This is a genomic window from Anaerocolumna sp. MB42-C2 (genome assembly GCF_030913705.1).
In the GTDB taxonomy this organism is placed as follows: domain Bacteria; phylum Bacillota; class Clostridia; order Lachnospirales; family Lachnospiraceae; genus Anaerocolumna.
In genome coordinates this window covers 5,658,076-5,674,080 of sequence record NZ_CP133190.1, presented here as the reverse complement: position 1 = coordinate 5,674,080, position 16,005 = coordinate 5,658,076, and the positions used below count along the sequence as shown (strand labels likewise).

Here is a 16,005-nt window from a genome sequence, read left to right as displayed (position 1 = left end):
GGTGATTTCTATTTGAGGTAATTGCGAAACTATCTAGTTTTCCAAATATACCATACAATTGATACGAATTTCAGAGCTTCAGTTGCCCTATGGGCATAATTCAGCTCTGAAATTGTATTAAATGCATGGCATATAGATACAAAAACTCTGTTTCGCAATTAGCTGAAATTCTATTTACGAATTTCAGTGCCTGTCAGTTTTTCATAATACATGGCAATACCACTGTGGTCATCCTGTCCATGTCCGTCAGCATGTAAAGTCTGGAGCATTTCCATAACCAAAGAAGTTAACGGAAGAGGCGCTCCTACTCCATGTCCGGTATCCAATGCATTACTTAAGTCTTTAATATGTAAATCAATCTTAAATCCCGGTTTAAAGTTCCCGTCGGTAATCATCGGAACTTTAGCATTCATAACAGTAGAACCTGCAAGCCCGCCTTTAATTGCATCAAATACTTTTATCGGATCCACTCCCGCTTTTGTACTAAGCATAAATGCTTCGGAAACAGCAGCAATATTTAAAGCAACGATTACCTGATTGGCTAGTTTGGTTGTATTGCCGGCACCGATATCTCCGCAATGAACAGCGCTTGCACCCATTACCATCAAAATATCATAGACTTCATCAAATACTGCTTTATCACCGCCTGCCATGATGGATAACGTTCCGTCGATTGCCTTTGGCTCTCCGCCGGACACCGGAGCATCTATCATTATAACCCCTTTTTCGGCACATGCTTTGCTTATTTCCTGCGATGCCAGAGGAGCAATAGAACTCATATCAACAAGTATGGTATTCTCCTTTGCTCCTTCCAAAATACCATTTTCTCCCATGACTACCGTTTTTACATGAGGACTGTTAGGCAGCATGGTGATAATTATATTACATTCCTCTGCTACTGCTTTTGAGGAAGCCGCAGGTATTGCCCCTGCTGCAGTTACATCATCAAGATTTTCTTTTATCACATCATAAGCAACTACTTCATATCCAGCCTTTAATAGATTCTTAACCATGGGTTTGCCCATAATTCCTAATCCGATAAATCCTAATTTCATTTATTCTATCCCTATGGATCTGTTGGAATAAATTAACTTCTTAACCTGAGTGCAACATTAAAATTATTATTCTTTCCCAGGCAAATAGTATTTATTGTTATTGTTCACAACACTGCTGCTTTTGGCAGGGGGGTGAACAGTAACTATTTATTTTCTCAGCTCCACCGCCACATACTAAAGATAATCCTTTTTTAAGGCTGTAAGAGTTCAAATGTGGCATCCTTTCTTTATTTTATTTTCCTTCAGCCTGTTTTATTGATATGTATTAATTTTCTGCCATTTTAAGTATGGCTTCCATAATATGCTCTTTGGTCAGCCCGTAATATTCCAGAACATCATTATAATTATGGCCGCTGCCACCAAAAGTATCTTCCACACCTACATACTCTATTGGTTTACATTCTTTGCATAGTACTTCCGAAACAGCGCTGCCAAGACCACCGACAATATTGTGCTCCTCTACGGTAACAACTGCTTTACAGCCTTCAACCAGTTTAATGACAGCTTCTTTATTCATTGGCTTAATGGTACTGACATTAACCACTTTTACAGAAACTTTGTCCTTTAATTCTTCCGCCGCCTCCAGCGCTTTACAGACCATAATACCGGTTGCAAAGACCACGATGTCACTGCCTTCTTTTAATACGCTTGGCATTCCTATTACAAATGGTTTATCTTCCGGGGTAACATTTTCATAATCGTTACGGTTTAATCTGAGATAGCAGGGACCATCCAGTTCCACCATAGCTTTTACTGCCTGTATTGTTTCATTTGCATCCGCCGGACAGATAACGGTCATATTAGGGATTGCTCTCATAATTGCCATGTCTTCTATCGCCTGATGCGTAGCACCATCACCGAAATCAGACATACCGGAAGAAGACCCGCAGATTTTAACATTTAATTTACCGATTGCTATGGTCTGCCTTATCTGATCATATGCACGACCTCCTGCAAATACTGCAAAGGAATTGGTAAAAGGTATTTTACCGGTCTGGGCCAGACCTGCTGCGACAGAAGTCATATTTGCTTCTGCTATACCCATTTCAAAATGTCTTTCCGGATAAGCTGTCTCGAATAATTTACCCATAGTTGAGCCTCCAAGATCCGCATCCAGAACAACGATTCTCTTATCCTCTTTACCTAATTCAACTAATGTGTTACCATATGCCATTCTTTGATTTGTATATGCCATTTTTACACCCATTGCATAACCCATCTGCTGGCAGAGGGGTTACTGCCACTTATAAAAATGCGAAACAAGTTTCGCAGGTTGAAAGAAGTACTTGTGGCATCCTTTCTTTATCATATATTTTCTTTCAACCATCCTGATCTGATACCGCATAAATACTGCTTATGACAATTCTTTTAATGCTTGTGCATAATTTTCTTCCGTCAGCATACCATTATGGAAACCTACTACATTTTCAGCAAAGCTGACACCCTTACCTTTAACGGTATGTGCTATTATGACAGTCGGTTTTCCTTTAACCATATCGGCCTCGTCTAATGCAGTAAGAATTTCCTCCATGTTATGACCGTTTATTTCAATTACATTCCAGCCAAAACTTTCCCACTTGGGAATAAGCGGATAACTGTCAAAACGATCTGTAATTTTGCCGTTTGCCTGTAAGCCGTTATTATCAACAATTGCAACCAGGTTATCCGCTTTAAATGCACTGGCAGCCATAGCTGCTTCCCAAATCTGGCCCTCCGCACTTTCACCGTCACCTACAAGTACATATACTTTTCTATCAATTTGATCCAGTTTCATACCGAGAGCCATACCAAGTCCAATAGACAGGCCCTGGCCCAGTGATCCGGTTCCTGCTTCAATACCCGGAGTTTTTAAAACATCCGGATGACCCTGCAGATAGAAACCGATTTCTTTGGTCTTCTTTAGATCATCAACAGGGAAATAACCGGATTCCGCTAAGGCTGCATACTGTAAGATAGCAACATGCCCTTTGCTTAATAAAAAGCGGTCTCTGTCCGGTTTCTTAGGATTTTTCGGGTCATGTTTCATTTTGTGGAAGTACAATGCAGCTACAATATCAGCGGAGGAATTCGAGCCTCCTATGTGGCCTGCAACCCCGACTCCAATACTGATTACAACATCCTTTCTTAGTTTTTTCGCCTTTTGGCTCAAATCATCAATCAACTCTTTACTATACTTCATTTTTATCCTCCTTTATGTTAATAAAAATATTGCTTTTTATTTTTTGTATGTTGTTTGCTGTTACTTGTCTAACAGGTTGATATAAAAAATATATCCTACGATTTATATATATTCCTTTTATCTAAATGAATAACCTTTTTATTTGTAATACTCACGGTTATTCATCAGATGTTTTTTCATGTATTCTCTGGCTTTTAATTCATCATGTGCCTCTATACTGTCAATTAACAACTGGTGATATTGTTCCGCGTACTCCGTACCCATTTTGGTAATACCGTCATACATGGCTGCTTCTAAAATGTCATCCAGAAGGGCATATGTTTTAATAATCAGTTCATTGCCGGTCATTTCACCAATCTTGCAATGAAAAGCAAGATCATCCAAAGCGAATATTTTAATATTATTTTTATTGGACAGCATTCTTTTGTAGATATCTTTTAATTCCGTAAGCTGTTGCCCGGTAGATCGTATAGCAGCCAACCCCGCCGATTCCGTTTCAATCATCTCTCTGAATTCAATCACATCAAGAAAAGAATCTTTATTTAAATACATGGCCGGCATCAAGGCATTTAAAGAATCACCTGCCTCTAAAACTCTGACATAGGAGCCGTCTCCCAATTTGGTTTCAATTAATCCAAGCGCGATTAATTTCTGCAATGACTGTCTTACTGTCATTCGGCTTACTCCAAAACTGGATGCAAGCTCATTTTCAGATGGGATTTTATCACCAGGTTTCCACACGCCCTCTACAATGGCTTTCTTTAGCTGACTAAATACCTGTTCGCTTACATTTACTTTATTAATTGGTTTTATAACCATGAATTCCTCCGCAAATTTTGAAACAGCAGCTTACAAACTATCCTGTTAGATGTAAGCTGTCTTACAAGTTCTCTTTTATTATATTATTACACTTATATTCCATTCTGTCAATTGATTTTATGTTGAAAATAAAATTTGTGAACCGAATAAAAAAACGTTTCTATTTCTTTCAAATTTCTTTATATTCAAAATAATCAAAATCAGCAAAAATACCCTGCCCGGATAGATCCTGACAGCAGATGCCAATAAAGGCGCCGGTGAACATAATATGACCTGTAGGCGCATAATAATCATCGGAAAGAACGGTTGCCTCCAGAGTTTCTCCGATCTGAATAAAAGTTTTATTATCCAGGGAATAAGAAAAATGAGCTTTTTCTTTCTCGGTTGTCAGCCTTAGATAAACTTCTCCTAAAGCCGGTAAATGTACTCCTACGCCAATAGGTTGTCTTCCGTTGCCGAGAATATTGGATATTATGCTTAATACCTTTCCCTCTGTTTCATCTTCTGTAATATACAGATAATAATAACTTAAGGAATCATAATAATATACAAGCCCTGCCATCTGCTGGAAATTAACCGGAGTAAAATCTACTTTTGTAGTTACTTCACAATAAAAAGCCTGTTGTCTGTGGGCCAAAAGTGACTGATGAAAACAGGAAGTAAAGGATTCACGTCCATATAAACGCAGATATCCGGGTCGCTCTGTTAATGATCCTCTTTCTTCCAATGGTACTCTTAAAGTCTGTAAATGAATACTCCAGGAATCTTTATCAAAGTCCTCCATCAAATATTTCTTAAGTACAGTTGAATCTGCCGTAACACCGGCAATTTCCACCGTTTCGCAGGGCGAATTTCCACCGTTTGCCAACCTTAACCAGCCGTCTTTCCACACTACTTCTTCTAAAGCCGTTTCTCGTCCCAAAATGCACATACGATTTTCTCCGACAGGTCTGCCGCAAAGATGTACCATATACCATTTACCGTTATTTCCTTCGGTAATACTTGCATGGCCGGCTTTTTGTATCGGCTGCTCCGGGTGATGCAAAGCGGTAATAACCGGATTACAGGGATCCACTTCATAGGGACCTAACAGGTTCTCACTTCTTGCCATGGTAACGGCATGTGCATATTCCGTACCGCCCTCAGCTGTCATCAAATAATAATAGCCATCATGTTTATAGATATGAGGTCCTTCCGTACACCCGATGGGAGTTCCTTTAAAGATAATCTTCGATTCTCCGATTAAACACTGCTTCTCTATAGAATACTCCTGTATTACGATTCCTCCGAATTTGGATTTCCAGCGTCTGTGATCCATTATCATATTAACAAGATATTTTTTACCGTTTTCATCATGAAAAAGAGATGGATCAAATCCACTTGAATTTAAGTAAACCGGTTCAGACCAGGGACCTTTGATGTCTTTCGCCGTAACCAGATAATTGTGGGTATCTTTAAACATACCTAAGAATGATTTTACATCCGTATAGATAAGATAATAAGTACCATTATCATAAGTAAGGCAGGGTGCCCAGATTCCGCAGGAACTTTGATTTCCTAACATATTTAACTGGGAAAGCCTATTTAGGGGATGACAGATTAATTCCCAATGAATTAAATCGGTGGAATGATGAATCTGTACTCCGGGAAACCATTCAAATGTAGATGTTGCTATGTAATAATCACCATCTACCCTGAGAATGGAGGGGTCAGGGTTAAATCCTGTTAAAATTGGATTTGTTGCATAAGCCATAATTTTCCTCCCAATCCGCCGCCTTAAGGCGGCATTTCTAATAAATATAAGATTTTTCTATCCTTTTAAGCCGGTTGTTGCAATTCCATCCACAAAATATCTCTGACAGCAGAAGAATAGAACGACCACAGGCAATACTGCAACGCAGGCCATTGCCATGACTTTATTCCATTGTACCACAGTCTCCGCATCCAGGGAAAGACGTAATGCTAATGAAACTGTATATTTTGTTACCGTATTAATATAAATTAAAGAATTAAAGTAATCATTATAGGTCCAGAGGAATTGAAACAATCCGGCTGAAAAAAGAGACGGTTTCAATAACGGGAGCAAAATGCTCGTAAAGGTTTTAAAAGTACCGCAGCCATCGATATAAGCTGATTCATCCAGGTCTTTCGGCAGACCTCTTAAGAACTGGATTAACATATAGGTAAAAAAAGGATAACAGGCAAATATGGCTGTAAGGTAAAATGGCCAGTAGGAATCTAATGCTCCAAGGGATCTGAAAATCGTGTATCGCGGTATGATAATAACCGCATTCGGCAGCATTAAAGTTGCAATGAGTACTGCAAAGAGCAGTCTCTTTCCCGGAAATTCAAAACGGGCAAACCCATAAGCTACCAGAGCACTGGATGCAACGGTAAAAAGGGTAGTTGGAAGAACTAATATAAAGGTATTTAAGAAAAATCTTGTGTAAGTTACGCCTCCGGCGCTCTTCCATCCATCTGAATAAGCTGACCAGTTGAAACTGTTCGGTAATAAATTAAGAGATCCGAATATTTCCTCATTGCTTTTAAAACTTGCGAAGAACATCCAGATAAGAGGATATATCATAGCAATTCCGATTAGTATTATCACACCGTAGATAATACGTTCAGTGATATTATTTCTTGATTTTTTACTCATGAATTAAAACCTTCTTTCCATTAAAATTAAATCTCATACAATCTGAAGTGATAATTTTATTCATCTCCATAGAATACCCAGAACTTTGAGGTCGCAAATAAAATCATTGTGACAAATAAAATCAGCAGGAATATAATCCATGAGGTCGCAGATGCATAACCCATCTTATAGTATGCAAACCCATCATTATAAAGCTTTAGGCCCAGCATATAGGTTGATTTAACAGGTCCGCCCTGGGTAATAACAAATGCCGAGGTAAAATTCTGCAGTGCATTAATTGATTGCATGATAACGGAAAAGAATATAATAGGAGTAATCTGCGGAAAGGTAACTTTAAAAAATGTCTTAACTTTATTTGCTCCGTCTATTTGAGCGGCTTCATATAAAGAAACAGGGACTTGTTTTAATACCGCAAGAAACATAACCATGGAAGAACCAAACTGCCAGACTTCTAATAAACTCAAGGTATTTAATGCAAATCTGGGATCACCAAGCCAGGAGATGGATTTTATACCGAAAGTACTCAAAATTGTATTAATAAAACCGTTATCCATAAACAGTAATTTCCATAGAATCGCTACAGCAATACTGCCGCCGAACAGGGACGGCAGATAGAAAATTGTTCTCATAATACCAATGCCTTTTCTGGCTTTATTTAACATTACCGCTATAGCAAGTGACATAATGATCTTACCCGGCACCGTAAATACAGTGTATTTAATTGTTACACCAAGGGCTTTATAAAATTCTTTATCCTTTGTAAATAAACTGATATAATTATTCAAGCCGATAAAATTCATTTTACCGAATGCATTATAATTGGTAAAAGAATAATAAAGGGAAGATAAAAAGGGATATAACTGCAAGAAACCAAAGCCGATCAGCCAAGGCAATAAATAGAAATATGCCTGATAACCTCTCTTTGCAATAACTGATTTTTTCATTCTGTGTCACCTCTTGTTTTTAATTAAAAGTTTACATTAGCAAACTCTGCACTTAAGTCATAAATAAAAATGGGCTCTTGCAAATTCAAAACCATATTACCTGCAAAACACGATCTATACGCAAGTTCATGAATTAATTCTTTGCAATAACCCATTTTCCCTCGAACTTAAATTTTATTGATTAGTCGTTATTATTGTAATGCAAGATAATCATTTAACAAGGAAACAACTTCTTTTGCTTCATCTGCAGGCGTTTTAGCACCGTAGGCAACACTTTCAAAGGCATCTTCTAGGATTGCTGTAACTTCTGCGCTTGTGGTCTTACCTGAATCAGATACACCATTATACTGAAGACTGACATCTACACACATCTTAGTCAGAGGATTCAGCGTTCCTGCTTCCTGTGTAATCTGCTGAGCTTTTGCCGTCGGCGGCACGGAACGAACGGTACCTAATGTTTTCATAGCTTCTTCATTGTTAAAGAAATAATCAACAAACATAGCTGCCTCTTCTGTATGTTTGCTCTTAGCATAAATACCTATGTATTGAGGGCAGTCATTAACCCAGCCATCACTTTTTGCATTTGCCATAACCGGCATATTTCCTGCAATATAGTTTGCATTAGGGTTAGCAGCCTGCATAACGTCAGCTGAAGAGGTATAACCGATATTGCATACATATTTTCCGCCAATCCAGTTTGGATCCTCCTGGTTGCTGGTACCATAAGATGCCATGTAGGATAAGGGAGCTGCTGCCTTATTATCATATAAGTTTTTTATGAAAGTTAAACATTCTTCAAACTGCTGCTCAGTCATGTTTAATTTATTATCTTTACTGATAATAGCATCACCGTTCGCCTGTCTTGACCAGGTACGCATAATAAATGCTGTCATATAACTTAAGTTACCGGAGATCAGATACATGGAAGGATCATATTCCTGAATCTGTTTACCCCATTCGATTAACTGATTCCATTCATATTGTTTTGTGAAATCAATTCCCATTTTATCTGCCAAATCCTTATTAACAATAATAGCACTTCCGGCCTGCCCTGTAGGAACTGCATATTGTTTTCCTGAACCGAATTGTCCATTGTTTTTTATGAATGTTGCATCAAAATTTGAAAAATCAATACTGGTTTCTGATAAATTTAAAAGCTGTCCCTGTTCATAATATTCAGGTGCAGCACCTGTCTCTAACTGCATAATATCCGGGGCGGTACCGGACGCAAACTGTGTCATAAGTTTATCATTATAACCATCCTGAGCGCCGTATTCTGCTTCAATGGAAATCCATGGATACTCTTTTTCAAATTGATCGATAACAGCTAAGGTAGCTTCATGTCTTGCATCTCCACCCCACCAGGAGAAACGTAGACTAACTGGATCATGATTTTGTGCTGCATCGGTATTTGCCGTACTGTCAGCAGTGGCAGCCGTATCTGCTGCGGTATTTGTTTCACTTGTGTTACCGGTGCCTGAGGTACTTTTTGAACCACTGCAGCCAACTAGCGATGCAGTCATTGCCATAGTAAGAAACAAAGCAACAATTTTTTTCTTTTTCATAATAAAACCCTCCAATATATTATTTTATGAGCAGCTTACCCTTTTCGGATGAGTGAACCGCTTCAGTGATATCATTCTAACATCCGCAGGAATTCTTTAAAAGGTACAGCGGATAATATAAAACTTCATATTTTACTCATTCTAAAACCCTTGGTATCATTTTTAATCTTTTCTATTCATTTATAGCACTTTCACCAACAAAGGCTCGATTTTGTTTATATTTTTCGTGATATTATATATACCTTTTATTTAACTTCTGCATTTTGAATCGGTATCTTAAAATAAATTCCCGTTCCCAGATTCTTTTTACTTCGAATGTGCAGTTTGCTCGTGTCCCCATAATGCAGTAATAACCTGCGGTTTAAATTGGTTAATCCAATGTTCTTGGAAGAAGGATCATTGATTTTAATATATAATTCCGCAATTTCTTCTTTCGTCATTCCACATCCGTTATCAATTACTGCTATATTTATTACATCGTTCCTTATAAACCCTTTTATTTTAATATAGCAGTGCTGATCTGTGGACTTCATACCGTGGTTAACACTATTTTCGACCATTGGCTGTAACATAAGCCGAAAGACTTTATGCTCCAAAATTTCATCATCAATTTCAAAATAGGTTATGAGAATATGATTAAACCGGATCTCCTGAATCTGCAGATATGCCTTTAAATAATCAAGCTCCTCCCGCAAGGTTACAGGTTCCGTCGGATTGGTTAAAGCATATTTAATAATCCTTGACAATTCCTGTATCATGGTATGTAGAGTTGATTGTCCGCCTTTTTCCTTTAATACCTCTAGATCCATTGTCTGCAAGGTATTAAAAATAAAATGAGGATTAATCTGCAGCTGTAACGCCATGATTTCCGTAATCTCATTTTGATGTTGTTTCTCCATTAGGTTGGTCTGCATCTGATTATTCTTAATAAACAGAAATAGGATATTATTCATAATAAGATTGTATTCATCTTTTACGATAAGCAATGGCTTTTCAATTATTTCTCCCCGCTCAGCCGCACTGAATACATCTACCAGATACGTTATATGCTTAAATGCGGTTTTGGTTGTAATCCAGGCAAGAGCCATAACGATGAGGAAATTAATAAGGAGTATTGCAAAAGCCAGTTTTAAGAAATCTAAAAGTCTATCTGCAAAAACATCAAAAGAAATCATGGATACAAAATAAGTCTCATAATAAGAAGCAGGTTCTATATAAATTAAGAAATATTTACCTCCTAGTTTAACCCACTCCTGATTTTTACTGAATCTCCCCTTAGATTCATATTCCTTAATACTATTTGTGAAAAAACCATTTTCAATCGCAGCATCGGATGCCGAACCCGGATTACTTGCAAATAAAGTATCACCTTTTTTATTTAAATAATAAAAATTTTGGCCTGAATGATATAACATATTCTCGATCATCATACCAAAATCCTTAGCATTGACATTTACGACAATTACTCCTTTTGCATATGTCATTCGCTGATATATGGTTATGACTTTTTTGGGTTCCTCGTAGCTATGTCTTTTCAACCATCTGGTCTCAACAAATTGTTTATCTTCTTTTGGAATACTTTTGTAATGATTAAACCAATCCTTATCATAATAGTTATCCACAGAAGCAAGCTGGTCCGAAGAGGAGGTCAAAAAATTATTCCTGCCATCAATATATAGGTAAACTGAATTTATGTAAGGGTAGGAACTTTCTGAACTTCGTATAAAATTTTCAATTGCATTCATAAATACTACATCTTTAAATTCTAATCGGTCATGTCTTAATAATTTTTGCAACGCCAGTTTATATTGGGCACTGCCCATCATAACATCCTGCTGGTGTATGGTACTATATACAACATAAACAATATTATCATTAATACTTTTTAGGGTATTCACTCCTTGTTTTTTTAGTTCCTCCTGCTGGGAGTAAATATTCATGAAACCCATTATAATAAAAAGAAGGAGTAAAGGTATAAACATAATAATTGCAAATGTACGGAAACGTTTCATGAAAAATTTGCGAAGCATACCTTTATCTGTTCTCCTTTCTGATACCATTTCTATAATCCATGGGACTTACGTTATAATACGTTTTAAATGCCCTTGAAAAATTCTTAGGGTTATCATATCCCACATAAAATGCAATTTCATAACTTTTATAATTAGGGTCCATTAATAGTTCACTTGCCTTTTCCATTCTGATTTTATTTAGTTTTTCTAAAAATCCGCTGCCGGATTTTTCTTTATATATTTTCGACAGATAATTTGGGCTAAGCCCTGCTATCTCAGCCGCTCCCTCCAGGGAGGCTTTCTGATAATTATTTTGAAGATAATTATCCACTCGTTTAATAATCTCGCTATAATAAGTTTTCGGCTTATTTTCTATAACTTTATTTGTTTCATCTAACTTCATTCTGATTTTATCAAAACAGGCCACCAGTTCTTCATAACGGATAGGTTTTAACAAGTAATCGCTTATACCATAATGAATTCCGGCACGCATATACTCATAATCCTGATAGCTGCTGAATAACACTATATTTATATGAGGAAACCGTTTTAATTCTTTTGTCAGACTTATTCCATTCATTACAGGCATAGAAATATCCGTCATCACAACATCAACCGGATTCACTTCCACATAGGATAAGGCACTGTTAGCATCGGTAAAACGTGCAACAACCTCAAATCCAATATTATTCCATGGAAATAACTCCGATATACCATCTAAAATTTTTTCCTCATCATCAACAATGACTAAATGATACATACTTCCACCCTTTCCTAAAAAATAAATTTAATCACCGGTTTGGCTATTGAATGTTCGTATGCCTAAACCAATACTGATAATCTTAGCTAATTAGTCTTTTTATCATTACTTTTATAAATATTTTCTTAAAAATTTTTCCTCCAGATTATATATTTCCTCCGTTTCAAAATCTGCTAAATTATGTCTGGCACCACGGATAATATGATATTCTGCTCTGGTAAGGCCTGCAACCTGTTTAATTGCTGCAGCCAATGTCATACTTTGCAAAATAGGGATACACTGGTCCTGATCTCCATGGAGGAATAAAAAAGGCGGGCAGTTTTTGTTCACATAGGTATGAGGGTCTGCTAATTTTACTAACTCAGGAACCTCAGCTGGTTTTCTGCCTCCGAAAAGAATTCCTTCCATGGAATCGGCTTCTCCAACCTCCTTAAAAGCAGGTTCTAATCCTAGGGTATCCAATTCTTCTTTTATAACACCAAGATTACTGGGGCAATAAACTGCAATAACCGCTTGTACGTCACTGGTTACCTCTGAATTTCCCCATGTTTCTTTGTCTTCTATCTGTCCGCAGGATGAGGATATTCCACATAATGCAGCATAGTGAGCGCCTGCAGATTCCCCCATTAAAGCAACCTTAAAAGAATCTAATTCATATTCATTGGCATGAACTTTAATGTAACGAATTGCTGCCTTAATCTCATCCACCTGGATGGGAAACTGTTGTTGATAGCTTAAAGAATAATTAATACTTACAACTGCAAAACCTCTTCTTAAAAGATTTAAGGCAGGTTCTAATTTATAGGAGCTCTTATTTCCAAAATACCAGCCACCGCCATATATATCAATGATAACCGGATATGGGCCCATACCGGAACAAGGCAGATAAATATCTAACTGTCTTCTTTGATCCCCTTTTGCATACTGGATATTTAAATATTTACGCTTGATAAATTCTGTTTTGGCTGGTATATGCACTCTTTTTTCTTCTATGAATTTCATGCTTCGCCTCTTTCAATCGTTTATTAGTTAGATAATTCTTACGGTTTGCTAGTAAACCTCTTTTTCTTCTATAACCATTCTGATATTACTAAAATGCTTCCTTGCTTTTTCAAAAACTATGCTGAATTTTTTCGACATAATATACTATTTTTTATAACAATTATAACACAAGTGATTTTTTTAAAAAACAGATAAACAGATAAATGCATAAAAATGAATACTTTTCATAATTTAAATACCTTGTAATCCGTTATTATGCCTAAATTTTCAATTACAAAACTTGAAACAAAAAGGTAGAGCCTGCTTGAACTCAATTTTAGATAATAAAAAGGCTGCTGCAAAATTCTTTTTTATTCTGCAGCAGTCTTATCTATAAAATTATTTGATGTTCAAATAATTTAGGTAATTTAATTTACAATTGTTTTTGAAATACACAGCAAATATTCGTAGGTCCTTAATCTACTTGTTCAGTTAAATCGTTTTTATGCGTGAGGTTTAATATTTAGAATAACTCCTAACTGTTCTTCACTGTCTACAAATGTATAACTTCCACCAGGATAATAACCGTAATGACGAACACCAATACCTCGGTCTTCAAGCATCTTTATAACATTATCACGATTTTCATCAGAACCCACAGTAAAACCAAGATGATGAACGCCGTTGCCGTTATGCTGCTCCAGAAATTCTTTCCAGGATGAATCCATCTCGTCAGGCTCTGTTAATTCTATTGTTATCTGGCCTAAATCAATACATGCAATTTTAGCCCTGGTAATGGACTTTTGTCCTCGGTAATAAATCTGACAATCCTCAGGACCTGATATATGATCGATTTTCGGCATTTCAATTCCGAACACTTCACTCCAGGCTTTTGCTGCTTTTTCGATGTCTTTCACTACTAATGCTATTTGTATTAAATTTTTTAACTCAATCGTTGGTTTTTCCATCTCTAATACCTTCTCTTTCTATTTTTCTTATATAATAGTAACACCTGCCGTATCTGCAATTCCTCTGACATACCGAACAGCTACTTTATATTCCTCGTATGTATCTAAGTGTTCAACAAAGGCTGTGGTTTCCTTACCTAATCCCTCCGTTAAACGAAGAACCTTTACATAATCCACTGTTCCCTGACCTGGCATACATTCTTCTATACTGCAGGGATATACTTCTCTCATTGTAACGTCTTTAATATGAATACTTTTTATATAAGGACCCAGTTTTTCAAAGCACTCGCTGATAAATTCCGTACGGTATACGTATTTATATGGTGTATTTATCATATTGGTAAAGTCTAAATGAACAGCAAAAGCTTTCCGGTCAACAGCTTTTAAAAGCTTCAGATAAGCGTCCGGGGTATCCGGTGTCATCCAGGGCATTGGTTCAATAGTATAAAAAGTATTCTTGGGATTCACACTGTCGATGATATCCCGAACCGTATCAACAATTAGCGCATATGTCTCCGGCCAATAATTTTCTTTATAAAATCCGGCCCACTTTTCGCCCCTTGCACCAGCTATATTTACACAGCAGTTTGCACCCAGCTCATCTGCAAGTGTCAATTGCTTTTTACAATAGTCCAAAGCAATTTTTCTTTCTGTTTCATCAATGGAAATAGGATTTCTCCATACTCCTGCTTCACCGATTACCAGATTATATTTATTAATATAATCCAAATAATCTTTTTTCTCTTCTTTCGTTGCATCATATTTTACCGGCATCAAAACTGCACTGTAGTTTAAATCTTTCACCAGTGCTATCCATTCATCCGGATTCGTATATGGTTTCTCTATTCCTCCCCCAATTCTCATAGAACGGCCTCCAATTCTCCTAATCCAATTCTCCTAATTCAATTCCCGCAGGCAAAGGTTTCGGTCTGGTACAGGTTGATTTCATGTTATAAACACGATTGCTTTCTGCCGCTTCGTCAAAGCTTAATAAAGCTTCCGTTACATGATAGATTAATTCTTCATTGGTCCGGTGCCTCCTGCCGTTAACTAACGCAAATGCCATATCCAGAACACCAAACCCTCTTATATATTCATAAGGCTGGGAAAATACCTGGGGAATTTCCTGTAAATCTTCATAGGACGTAGAATACGGCTGCCCTTTCCCACCATATAAATTTAAAGAATCCATAACTTTCTCTTTACGGAATATTTTCACCTTACCCCCGAACAAATTCGGGTCAGGTACCAGCAAAGTACCCTCTGTACCATAGATTTCAAGCTTTGGCAGACTGGACATCCAACTGTCAAATGTCATATTTATATTGGCAATAACTCCGTTTTCAAATCCCATAATTCCCGCATAGGTCGTAGGGATGTCTACTTCAATGACTTTGCCTCTTAATGGATCAGTGTAAATTTTCCTGGTTTTATTTCCGATACCGTGAAAACAAGCTGTCTTACTGATTGGACCAAGTAATGACACTAAAGCAGTAAGATAGTAGGGTCCCATATCTAACATCGGCCCGGAGCCTTTCTTATAATAATACTCCGGGGAAGAATGCCAAGTCTCGTAACCATAAGACATCATATTGGCAGTGGCTGATACCGGTGTTCCAATCCATCCTTCATCCAGCACTTTACGGCAGGTCTGAAGACCGGCTCCTAAAAATGTCTCCGGTGCACATCCAACCAATAACCCCTTGCTTTTTGCTAACTCAAGAGTTTCTTCCGCCTCTTTCAGCGTCAGCGCTAATGGTTTTTCACAATAAACATGTTTCCCTGCCAGAAGAATCTGACGATTTACCTGTGTGTGTACGGCAGGTATGGTTAAATTAATTACCAGCTCAATCTTTTGATTCTGTAGCAGTTCTTCCACGCTGCAGCCGATGGGAATGGAATATTTATACGCAGTTTCCTTGGCCCTGTCTGCTAATATATCAGCACATGCTTCTATTTCCAACCAATGGAACATGGATTTAATATTTGCGATATATGTATTACTGATTACCCCGCAACCAATAATTCCTATTTTAACTTTCCTCAATTGGCCACCTCCTGGA

At 37.3% G+C, this 16,005-nt stretch carries 14 protein-coding genes; all 14 read right to left on the bottom strand.

Going from position 1 to position 16,005, the window contains the following annotated elements:
• Window positions 1–170 precede the first annotated feature (170 nt).
• A complete protein-coding gene (garR, locus tag RBU59_RS25040) occupies window positions 171–1,055 on the bottom strand; it encodes a 2-hydroxy-3-oxopropionate reductase (RefSeq protein ID WP_308145202.1) in 885 nt (294 codons plus the stop codon).
• Between the two features lie 265 nt (window positions 1,056–1,320).
• On the bottom strand, window positions 1,321–2,250 hold the full coding sequence (locus RBU59_RS25035) for a transketolase family protein (RefSeq protein WP_308145201.1): 930 nt from the start codon (window positions 2,248–2,250) through the stop codon (window positions 1,321–1,323).
• A 159-nt stretch (window positions 2,251–2,409) separates the two neighbouring features.
• Entirely contained in the window at window positions 2,410–3,234 is an 825-nt protein-coding gene (locus tag RBU59_RS25030) for a transketolase (RefSeq protein WP_308145200.1), read from the bottom strand.
• Window positions 3,235–3,372: 138 nt separating this feature from the next.
• The gene (locus tag RBU59_RS25025) at window positions 3,373–4,053 is read right to left on the bottom strand and encodes a FadR/GntR family transcriptional regulator (protein WP_308145199.1); all 681 of its coding nucleotides are present in this window, start codon (window positions 4,051–4,053) and stop codon (window positions 3,373–3,375) included.
• 169 nt (window positions 4,054–4,222) lie between these two features.
• Window positions 4,223–5,806, bottom strand: coding sequence for a glycoside hydrolase family 43 protein (locus RBU59_RS25020; RefSeq protein WP_308145198.1), 1,584 nt, complete (start codon window positions 5,804–5,806; stop codon window positions 4,223–4,225).
• A 57-nt stretch (window positions 5,807–5,863) separates the two neighbouring features.
• Window positions 5,864–6,712: a carbohydrate ABC transporter permease gene (locus tag RBU59_RS25015; protein WP_308145197.1), complete on the bottom strand. Its 849-nt coding sequence runs from the start codon at window positions 6,710–6,712 to the stop codon at window positions 5,864–5,866.
• A 56-nt stretch (window positions 6,713–6,768) separates the two neighbouring features.
• Window positions 6,769–7,656: a carbohydrate ABC transporter permease gene (locus RBU59_RS25010; protein ID WP_308145196.1), complete on the bottom strand. Its 888-nt coding sequence runs from the start codon at window positions 7,654–7,656 to the stop codon at window positions 6,769–6,771.
• 191 nt (window positions 7,657–7,847) lie between these two features.
• The gene (locus RBU59_RS25005) at window positions 7,848–9,221 is read right to left on the bottom strand and encodes an ABC transporter substrate-binding protein (RefSeq protein ID WP_308145195.1); all 1,374 of its coding nucleotides are present in this window, start codon (window positions 9,219–9,221) and stop codon (window positions 7,848–7,850) included.
• 245 nt (window positions 9,222–9,466) lie between these two features.
• Window positions 9,467–11,251 carry a sensor histidine kinase gene (locus tag RBU59_RS25000; RefSeq protein ID WP_308145194.1) on the bottom strand — a complete coding sequence of 595 codons (1,785 nt, stop codon included), beginning with the start codon at window positions 11,249–11,251 and terminating at the stop codon, window positions 9,467–9,469.
• 4 nt (window positions 11,252–11,255) lie between these two features.
• Window positions 11,256–11,993, bottom strand: coding sequence for a response regulator transcription factor (locus RBU59_RS24995; protein ID WP_308145193.1), 738 nt, complete (start codon window positions 11,991–11,993; stop codon window positions 11,256–11,258).
• A gap of 111 nt (window positions 11,994–12,104) precedes the next feature.
• Window positions 12,105–12,995: an alpha/beta hydrolase gene (locus RBU59_RS24990; protein WP_308145192.1), complete on the bottom strand. Its 891-nt coding sequence runs from the start codon at window positions 12,993–12,995 to the stop codon at window positions 12,105–12,107.
• 482 nt (window positions 12,996–13,477) lie between these two features.
• Window positions 13,478–13,942 (bottom strand): VOC family protein, encoded by a 465-nt coding sequence (locus RBU59_RS24985; protein ID WP_308145191.1) that lies wholly within the window; start codon window positions 13,940–13,942, stop codon window positions 13,478–13,480.
• Window positions 13,943–13,969: 27 nt separating this feature from the next.
• The gene (locus tag RBU59_RS24980; RefSeq protein ID WP_308145190.1) at window positions 13,970–14,806 is read right to left on the bottom strand and encodes a sugar phosphate isomerase/epimerase family protein; all 837 of its coding nucleotides are present in this window, start codon (window positions 14,804–14,806) and stop codon (window positions 13,970–13,972) included.
• A gap of 19 nt (window positions 14,807–14,825) precedes the next feature.
• Window positions 14,826–15,989, bottom strand: coding sequence for a Gfo/Idh/MocA family protein (locus RBU59_RS24975; RefSeq protein ID WP_308145189.1), 1,164 nt, complete (start codon window positions 15,987–15,989; stop codon window positions 14,826–14,828).
• Window positions 15,990–16,005 lie beyond the last annotated feature (16 nt).